This window comes from Barnesiella sp. CU968, from assembly GCF_905219685.1.
GTDB lineage: Bacteria > Bacteroidota > Bacteroidia > Bacteroidales > Muribaculaceae > Lepagella > Lepagella muris_A.
The window spans coordinates 1-2,384 of the sequence record NZ_CAJMXD010000426.1; the positions used below are offsets into that span (position 1 = coordinate 1).

The 2,384-nt window shown below is 41.7% G+C and carries 3 protein-coding genes; all 3 read right to left on the reverse strand.

Translation table 11 applies throughout. From position 1 onward, the window contains the following. Positions 1-21: 21 nt before the first annotated feature. The 3 genes from JX312_RS12355 to JX312_RS12365 all read right to left on the reverse strand — a co-directional run bounded on the left by JX312_RS12355 (position 22) and on the right by JX312_RS12365 (position 2,298). The gene (locus JX312_RS12355; protein WP_124076042.1) at positions 22-465 is read right to left on the reverse strand and encodes a hypothetical protein; all 444 of its coding nucleotides are present in this window, start codon (positions 463-465) and stop codon (positions 22-24) included. A gap of 90 nt (positions 466-555) precedes the next feature. Beyond that, positions 556-1,059, reverse strand: a complete 504-nt coding sequence (locus JX312_RS12360) for an RNA polymerase sigma factor (protein ID WP_124076043.1) — start codon at positions 1,057-1,059, stop codon at positions 556-558. Between the two features lie 150 nt (positions 1,060-1,209). After that, positions 1,210-2,298: a YhcG family protein gene (locus JX312_RS12365; RefSeq protein ID WP_370541509.1), complete on the reverse strand. Its 1,089-nt coding sequence runs from the start codon at positions 2,296-2,298 to the stop codon at positions 1,210-1,212. Positions 2,299-2,384: the final 86 nt, after the last annotated feature.

The following is a 2,384-nucleotide window of genomic DNA, read 5'->3' on the forward strand; positions in this document are numbered from 1 at the left end:
TCAGCAATGACATCAAACGCTTCATTCCTTTACTGACATTTGGGTTTCAAGAATGTCGTTGATTGTGGCTACAAGGTCAACGGCGTTACCTTCGTAGTGCAGTGAAAGACGATACTCCCCGGCATTCTCCGGAACATTGATAACCTCAACGCCATACACCTCTTTAATTTTGGAAATGACGGTAGGGAGCGGCGTGTTTTCAAAATCAATGATTTTGACAGTCTCCAGCGATGCAGCAGGTCTGACTGATTCATTGACAATCTTATCAGTCGTGTCTTTCAATTCGTACTGATGATATATGATAGCCGCTGTCGCCGACAGGACTACAACCGAGGCAACGGCTGCCGCTATTTTGAGACCATTCCATTTTAAGGCTGGTTTTATATTCAACCGTTTCCAACTCTTTTCAACGGAGAACTTCCCTTTGCGGTAACGCTTTGCTATGTATGTTATTTCTTCATTCATAATGGTTGTTCAAAAAGTGTCCCGGGATTTGTCCCCGTTCACTTATATGACGCAACCACTATCCTCAGGTCCTATCCGGAATTAAAATTTTTATAAAAAAGGTAGGAAGAATGGCTTGTGCCCGGTTGATAACGACTCTCTGAGCCGGGCAAACGCTTTTGTCATCTGGTTCTTAACAGTCTTTATAGAGATATTCATTTCCTCGGCAATTTCCGCATTGGTCAGTCCATCACGCTTGCTCATCAAGAATATTTCACGGCATTTCTCCGGAAGTTCATCAATCGCCTTCCATATCCTTGCATCATGGAAAGAGGTGTCTATCACCTCCTCGCATACTTCCGGGATTGTATCAATGTTTTCAAATTCCTTTTTCCCTCGAAGGAAGCTCACACATTCATTTCTTACACATCGGTAGATATATGAGTTGAAATGTTCAATCTCTGCACCCGACGAGATAGCTTGCCAAGCCTTCATGAAAGTATCCTCCACAATGTCCTCCGCATCGTCGGCATTATCAACGATACGGAGTGCGTACATACCCAATGGCAAATACAGTCGTCTGAAATATGTCTCAAATTCTCTCGAAGTAATCATTGTGTCATTATCGATAGGCTATACGGCCTCAATATAAAAGACGCAATACCCTTGAAAAAGTCCTATGAAAGAAATAAATAATTACCGTCTTGGAAAATTCAGAGAATGTAGTAGAATCCCAATTATATTCTAATTAAATTTAGGTTAGGATTATTTGTTTTTGTTTATCTTCTCCTCTACCAAACGAATACGTGCTTGAAGTTCCTCAGCAGAAGGTAATAGATTCGTTTCATTAATGGTATTGACATTGTCATAAGAAGCCACTCCCATCGGTGTATGTACGCCCCTGAACGCCCAACGTACCTCAGTCTCATCCTTGTCACTGCATATCAGCAATCCGATGGTTGGATTATCATCGGGTCCTTTCAATAATTCATCGACTGCACTTACATAATAGTTGAGTTTACCTGCAAATTCCGGTTCAAATGGCCTTATTTTGAGTTCTACAACCACATATGCTTTCAGTTTGATATGATAGAATAACATATCAATACGTCGGCTACGGCCATTGACGATAAACTCTTTCTGCCGACCAACAAAAGCAAATCCGGTTCCAAGTTCGAGAAGAAAACGGGTGATGTTCTGCTCAAGAGCTGTTTCCAACTGTTCTTCCTGATAATTCTCAGGGACTGTCACAAAACTGAAATCGTAGTTGTCTTTAGTAATTTCCTGCGCAAGTCGGCTTTGCGCTTCCGGCAGGTATTTTGGAAAGTTTGAGATGGCTTTGCCTTGCTTCTCATATAATTTGGCCTTCATTGAATTTGCCAACGTTTGACGGCTCCATCCTCTTGTTACGCATTCTTTTAGATAGAAAATGGCTTCGTCTAACGATTCGCATCCGGTTACAATGTCTGTCTGATGACGCCATGGCACAAGTCCGAGAATCATTGGCAAACTATCTTCGTTCAATTCTGCCCCAACCTGTGGCAGCTTTATTAATGATTGGATTTCAGCATTTTGCAATTCTGCCCCAAGTTGGGGCAGTTTTTCGGATGCTTCAGATGTGGAGAAAAACAAATACCATTGTTTCATCCTCCACATATTGCGGCTACTGAATCCTTTTTCATTAGGGAAAGCATCTTGCAAGTCAAAGCTAAGTTGCTCAACAACTCCTGAGCCCCAACGTTCCTCTGCTTTCCGTATTACAAGGTCACGTCCAATGCTCCAGTTGAATTGCAATTTTTCATAATTAACCTTTAGAGCCGCTTTTATCTGAGCCTCCCTATATCGCTTTATTATATCAGAAAGCCACTAGTGTCTCTTAAAAAGTGTTAATCAAATTCGAGGTCAAGAGTTGGATGGCAATTTGCTATTTGTGCTGGCTC